Genomic DNA, 5,543 nt, shown 5'->3' on the forward strand with positions numbered 1-5,543 from the left:
AGCATAAGGGAAGGGATTTATCCAGGAGTAAAGCACGTTGGGTTACCGGGTCATTATCAGGCCTTAGTAAGGCTTGAGCCGTGTGCGCTGAAAGGCGCACGCACGGTTCTTAGAGGGCTGGAGACAGGTAACTGTCTCTGGCTACTCTGCGAAATCGTCATATTGGCAATCCCACAGCCAGCATCCTGTTGTGTAATGTGGTTGTTACTGAAGATAATTCGACATTGCTACAACTCATTGGTGGGCTTTGAAATCCGTGTCCTTGTTGCTGGCAACTGACCCTTCCTTGCTTTACTATGATATGCGCTTCGTTGTACTGACTTTTCAGGAGGTGTCAGCGGAACCCTTGGGTTGAGCTGGAAGTAGCGGCTATTCCGGATTACCTCCCGCACCATGACTAATCAATGAAGCTTATCAACTAATCATTTTATTTCATAACATCCAACTTCATTATTTTTGTTTATCGTCTACCATATAAATGAACAACCACGCTGCAAGCCAGCATGATTGTTCATTTATATAGCTCAAGGGGGAATTATGAAATTTTTAAAAAAATCACTAACGAGTAAATTTTTTTTACTTCATCTTGTTCGTTTCGCTGTATGCGTGATATTCACTCTAGGCACCTCCCAATTACATGCTGCAGGTGGCTATCTTAGCTTTTCACCGCTTGGAAAAACACCAGGTACTTTCAGTAAAGTTGATTTTTATTTCGATGTGGTGAGAAATCCCGGGCCGAGCTCGGAAGTCTATTACGCTCATAATTTCAGCTTTAAAACCACTACTGGAAAAATACTTAGCGGCTATATTGGCCTCCAATCTACTGATATTATTGGGACCGGCGCGTACGCGCTCGTATCGCTATGGCCTGGTCATGGTGAAGTGGTTTCAATGGTTCCGGGACCGGACGCGAAGTGCTGGGAAGCTAATGACACAGCAGAGGGACACGTTGCAAGTTGCGATATAACGAAAGAAAACCCATTAGCAAACGGTATCCAGAATGGCGATAGATTTCGGATCTACATAGACTCCGTGCAGGGGAGGAAAAATACTTATGAGTTTGGGATTGAGAATCTGACGCAGAAGAAAAATAACGTCCTTGGACAAATAACATTCACCGATGTCATAGGCATAAATCCTTCTGGGCTGTCCCATTTTCTCGAATATTTCGGTAGCAACGCTTCCCATTGCGGTCTTATCCCCTATACAGCGTATATTGAGAAGGGGCCCATCGGTTATTCAGGAGTCGAGACTGTAAAATACCAGGTTGTACCCAATCCTGATGGGCCTTTTGGCCCGTGCCAGAATAACATTACTTTTATAGATAACTATGCATCAGCGAAAGTTGAATTCGCCATACCGAAACATCCGTTCACGCCAAATGATCTCGGCTGTAATAATGGCGATGACTGTCTGTTAAACTCAATAATGGACACACAATACGAATTTTCGACCTTCGACGGTAACTGGAGCTTTAATCTCAAGCTACCGCAGCACTCACTCAGGAATGCTGAACTTTCCGTAAGTTCTCATGCGGGATATACATCCGCGCTCTTCTCTGAGGGAAGCGGTATAGTATTGGTATTTCCTTTCGGCACTATGCGTCTTGCTACAAGTATTATGTTCCACACCAATGATAAGTATACATTTGTAAATCGGGGCAGTACTGATACTTCTGCTTGGGAACCGGGCGGTAGTAGCTTCAAATCTCTCTCGCCAAACCAGAGCGGTCCTTATATCCCAGGGGCGCCCCGCTTGGTTGTTTACAAGATGTCAGACGGGGACTGGAACAGTACTATCTATTTACCGGACAATCCAACAGCGGATCAACTCGTCATCATCCATTCCGATGCCTCATGGTCATCGCAGTTGCACAGCTCCAGCACCGGACCGGTGGTTGCCACACTGGCTACCGGGAAAACAGTCGTCTATCAATACGGCAGTAAAGGGTGGAAAAGAATAGATTGGCAGAGTGTAGAAGCACTGTAATCGATTCATGGGTAGGCGTAATGGTAACGGTCCGTTTTTTTACTTCTTGTGAACTCGTATTTATTCCGTTTTTCGGTTCACATTAACGGCAAATAAAATCTACCGTTCTGTTTGGGTTAACTCCATAAAGACAATGCAATGAGACAGTTTTTGTGTCTTATTAGGGTTGTTTTTGTCTCATCCACATGCTACGTTTCATTCATCTAAAGGTAAACGAGACACTTTCCCCATTATGGCTCTTTATGGCTATGCCCGTGTATCAACTAATGATCAGGATCTCGCCCTACAGTCACAAATGCTTCGTGTTGCCGGTTGTGAAATCATCCGAGCCGAAAAAGCCAGCGGAACCAAACGGGATGGGCGGAGTGAACTGCAATTGTTGCTGGATTTTTTGCGTCCGGGCGATACGCTGATTGTCACGCATATAGATCGTCTGGCTCGTAGCATCAAAGATTTGCAGGATATTGTTTATTCTTTAAATCAGCGGGGGATTACCCTTAAGGCTACAGAGCAGCCTGTCGATACACGCACGGCAGCCGGAAAAGCCTTCCTCGATATGTTGGGGGTCTTCGCTGAATTTGAAACTAACCTGCGCCGTGAACGTCAGCTGGAAGGTATTGCGGCGGCAAAAGCGCGAGGTGTGTACCGGGGACGAAAATCATCCATTGATCCTGCCGAAGTGTACCGCCTGTATATAGTTGAAAAAATGGGGGCTACGGCGATTGCCCGTCAACTCGGTATCGGACGGGCCTCAGTTTATCGTGTGTTAGATAACTATGGGCAGCCAGCGTAAATCTATTCCTGTTGATTCTCTGTTGCAATTACGGCAACGGCTAGACCGCCTGCCGCCCAAAAGCCCGGAACGGGCAACACAGATTGCTGCAATGGCGCACTTGTACGGCGTTTCTGCTACCACCGTTTACCGGAATCTCCATGTTGTCCTTAAGCCTCGTACCGTTCATCGGTGTGATCATGGCATTCCCCGCATCCTGCCCCAATCTGAGCTGGAGCATTATTGCGAACTGATCGCAGCCTTAAAATTGCGTATTACCAATAAATTAGGGCGGCATTTATCAACCGTAAGAGCCATTCAATTACTTGAAGAGCATGGTGTGGAAACTGGACACGGGTTGGTTAGGGCACCGAAAGGATTACTGCGAAGACAAACGGTTAATCGTTGGCTTTCTCTGTATCGTCTCGATCAACCTCGGCTGTTAAGAGAACCCCCGGCGGTTAGGTTTCAGGCAAAATACAGCAATGATTGCTGGCAGTTTGATATGTCACCGTCGGACCTCAAACACATCGAACAACCGGACTGGATTGATGCGGCTAAAGGACAGCCGACCCTGATGTTATACAGTGTTGTTGATGATCGGAGTGGTGTGACTTATCAGGAATATCGTTGTGTCTATGGTGAAGATGCTGAGTCCGCACTTCGCTTCCTGTTCAATGCGATGGCACCAAAACCTAACCCGGAATTCCATTTTCAGGGACGTCCCAGGATGCTGTATCTTGATAATGGCCCCGTGGCGAAAAGCCATGTGTTTCAGAACGTGATGCAGGCACTTCATATTGACTGGCAGACTCATATGCCAGCAGGTAAAGATGGTACGCGCACCACGGCACGTTCCAAAGGTAAGGTTGAACGCCCTTTCCGGACCATTAAGGAAGCCCATGAAACCCTGTACCATTTTCATCAACCGGAAACTGAGCAGCAGGCCAACGAATGGTTATGGAATTATCTGATGCACTATAACTCTCAGGGGCATCGCAGTGAAAAACATTCCCGACTGGAGGACTGGCGGGCAAATCTTCCCCCGGATGGCGTGCAGGACATGTGTACCTGGGATCAATACTGCCGTTTTGCCCGGGAGCCTGAATCGCGTAAGGTTGGCATCGATGCCCGCGTCACGATGGAAGGGACAGTCTGGGAAGTTGAGCCTGATATGGCTGGCGAAACGGTTATTCTGTTGTGGGGACTGTTTGACGACGAAATATTTGTGGAGTTTGACGATGAAACATGGGGACCGTATTATCCCGTCTCCGGGCCCATTCCATTACACCGTTACCGGGCGTTCAAGCGTGGCAAGGCGGCTGACAGGTCTGATCGTATCCATGAGCTGGCCAGTCAGTTGAATTTGCCGATCAGTGCTCTGTCAGGCAGTGATATTCAGCTCCTGATGCCTGATATAAAAAAACAACCAAAACTGCCCCATCAGCCATTTGACATCGCAGAATTTGAATACCATTTCCCCACTATTATCGCAGCGAAGCTGGCCATTGCCGATGATCTGGCCACACCACTGGCCAAATTGTCGAGTGAAGAGCGGGCGTTTATTGACAGTATTCTGGCAGAAACGCTTATCCGCACTGAAGTGTTCATCCGTATAAGAGGCTATTTCCGTAACCGACAATCAGGAGAAGATCATGCGGGTTGAAGTGATGGAATATTATGGATTGGCGAAGCCAATTGATCAGGCAGGCTATTATGAAACGGCGCATCATAAACAATTTATCAAAGATATCAAAGGGGCTATCCGTGGAGGACGACTGGTTGCTGTCTGCGGCGTAGTCGGAAGTGGTAAAACTGTCACCCTGCGTCGCCTGCAACAGCAACTTAAGGATGAAAACAAAATTATCGTCGCCAAATCGTTGTCAGTCGAAAAACACAGTGTCAAACTTGCCACGCTGATTAGCGCACTATTTTACGATCTGACACAGGATAAGCTGGTACAAATCCCCAAACAAGGGGAGCGCCGGGAACGTGAACTGCAAGAGTTAGTCAGGAAAGGCAAGCGAACAGTGGCCTTGTTCGTTGATGAGGCACATGATCTTAACGGACATACTTTAACTGGACTCAAACGACTAATGGAAGTTGTAGAAGACGGTGGAGGCCGCTTATCGGTGGTTTTAGCCGGTCATCCCAAACTGCGTAATGACCTGCGTCGTCCAACGATGGAAGAGATTGGATACCGCACCGATATTTTTACGCTGGATGGGATCACTGGCAGTCAACGGGAATACATTCATTGGTTACTTAAAACCAGTATAGGCAAAGGGAAAACGGAAGATATTCTGACGACTGATGCTCTCGATTTGCTAGCGATGAAATTGCGTACCCCACTGCAAGTTCAGTTGCATCTCACGTTAGCCATGGAAGCTGGTTATCAGACTGGCGAAAAACCAATCACGTCAACACTGATAGAATCAGTGCTTTCCAGACAACTTGATGATTTAGAGCCGACGCTAACACGGCATGGTTATCGTCTGAAAGATATGGTGGAACAATTTGATGCCAAACCGGCTGAAATCAGGGCGTTGTTTAACAATCAACTCGATCCGGTTCGAACCACAGAGTTGCGCGACGGAATGTTGGCAGTTGGGCTGCCGATATGATGAATTTCGCAGAGTAGCCAGAGACAGTTACCTGTCTCCAGCCCTCTAAGAACCGTGCGTGCGCCTTTCAGCGCACACGGCTCAAGCCTTACTAAGGCCTGATAATGACCCGGTAACCCAACGTGCTTTACTCCTGGATAAATCCCTTCCCTTATGCT

At 47.5% G+C, this 5,543-nt stretch carries 4 protein-coding genes; all 4 read left to right on the top strand.

The window, feature by feature from the left end; all coding sequences use genetic code 11:
• The first annotated feature begins 537 nt into the window (after window positions 1-537).
• The 4 genes from C5470_RS21140 to C5470_RS21155 all read left to right on the top strand — a co-directional run bounded on the left by C5470_RS21140 (window position 538) and on the right by C5470_RS21155 (window position 5,385).
• The gene (locus C5470_RS21140) at window positions 538-1,989 is read left to right on the top strand and encodes a hypothetical protein (protein WP_166291738.1); all 1,452 of its coding nucleotides are present in this window, start codon (window positions 538-540) and stop codon (window positions 1,987-1,989) included.
• Window positions 1,990-2,221: 232 nt separating this feature from the next.
• Entirely contained in the window at window positions 2,222-2,782 is a 561-nt protein-coding gene (locus C5470_RS21145) for a recombinase family protein (protein WP_166291744.1), read from the top strand.
• Window positions 2,766-4,427, top strand: a complete 1,662-nt coding sequence (locus C5470_RS21150; RefSeq protein ID WP_166291740.1) for a DDE-type integrase/transposase/recombinase — start codon at window positions 2,766-2,768, stop codon at window positions 4,425-4,427. Before C5470_RS21145 ends, C5470_RS21150 begins: the two co-directional genes overlap by 17 nt.
• Window positions 4,417-5,385 carry an ExeA family protein gene (locus C5470_RS21155; protein WP_166291742.1) on the top strand — a complete coding sequence of 323 codons (969 nt, stop codon included), beginning with the start codon at window positions 4,417-4,419 and terminating at the stop codon, window positions 5,383-5,385. The genes C5470_RS21150 and C5470_RS21155 overlap by 11 nt, the downstream gene beginning before the upstream one ends.
• The last annotated feature ends 158 nt before the right edge of the window (window positions 5,386-5,543 follow it).

This window comes from Photorhabdus stackebrandtii (assembly GCF_011189495.1).
GTDB classification, from domain to species: Bacteria; Pseudomonadota; Gammaproteobacteria; order Enterobacterales; family Enterobacteriaceae; genus Photorhabdus; species Photorhabdus khanii.

Bases quoted from the DNA above. Each gene is read 5' to 3' on its own strand.
- C5470_RS21140 (WP_166291738.1), top strand. From the start codon at position 538: ATGAAATTTTTAAAAAAATCACTAACGAGTAAATTTTTTTTACTTCAT.
- C5470_RS21145 (WP_166291744.1), top strand. From the start codon at position 2,222: ATGGCTCTTTATGGCTATGCCCGTGTATCAACTAATGATCAGGATCTC.
- C5470_RS21150 (WP_166291740.1), top strand. From the start codon at position 2,766: ATGGGCAGCCAGCGTAAATCTATTCCTGTTGATTCTCTGTTGCAATTA.
- C5470_RS21155 (WP_166291742.1), top strand. From the start codon at position 4,417: ATGCGGGTTGAAGTGATGGAATATTATGGATTGGCGAAGCCAATTGAT.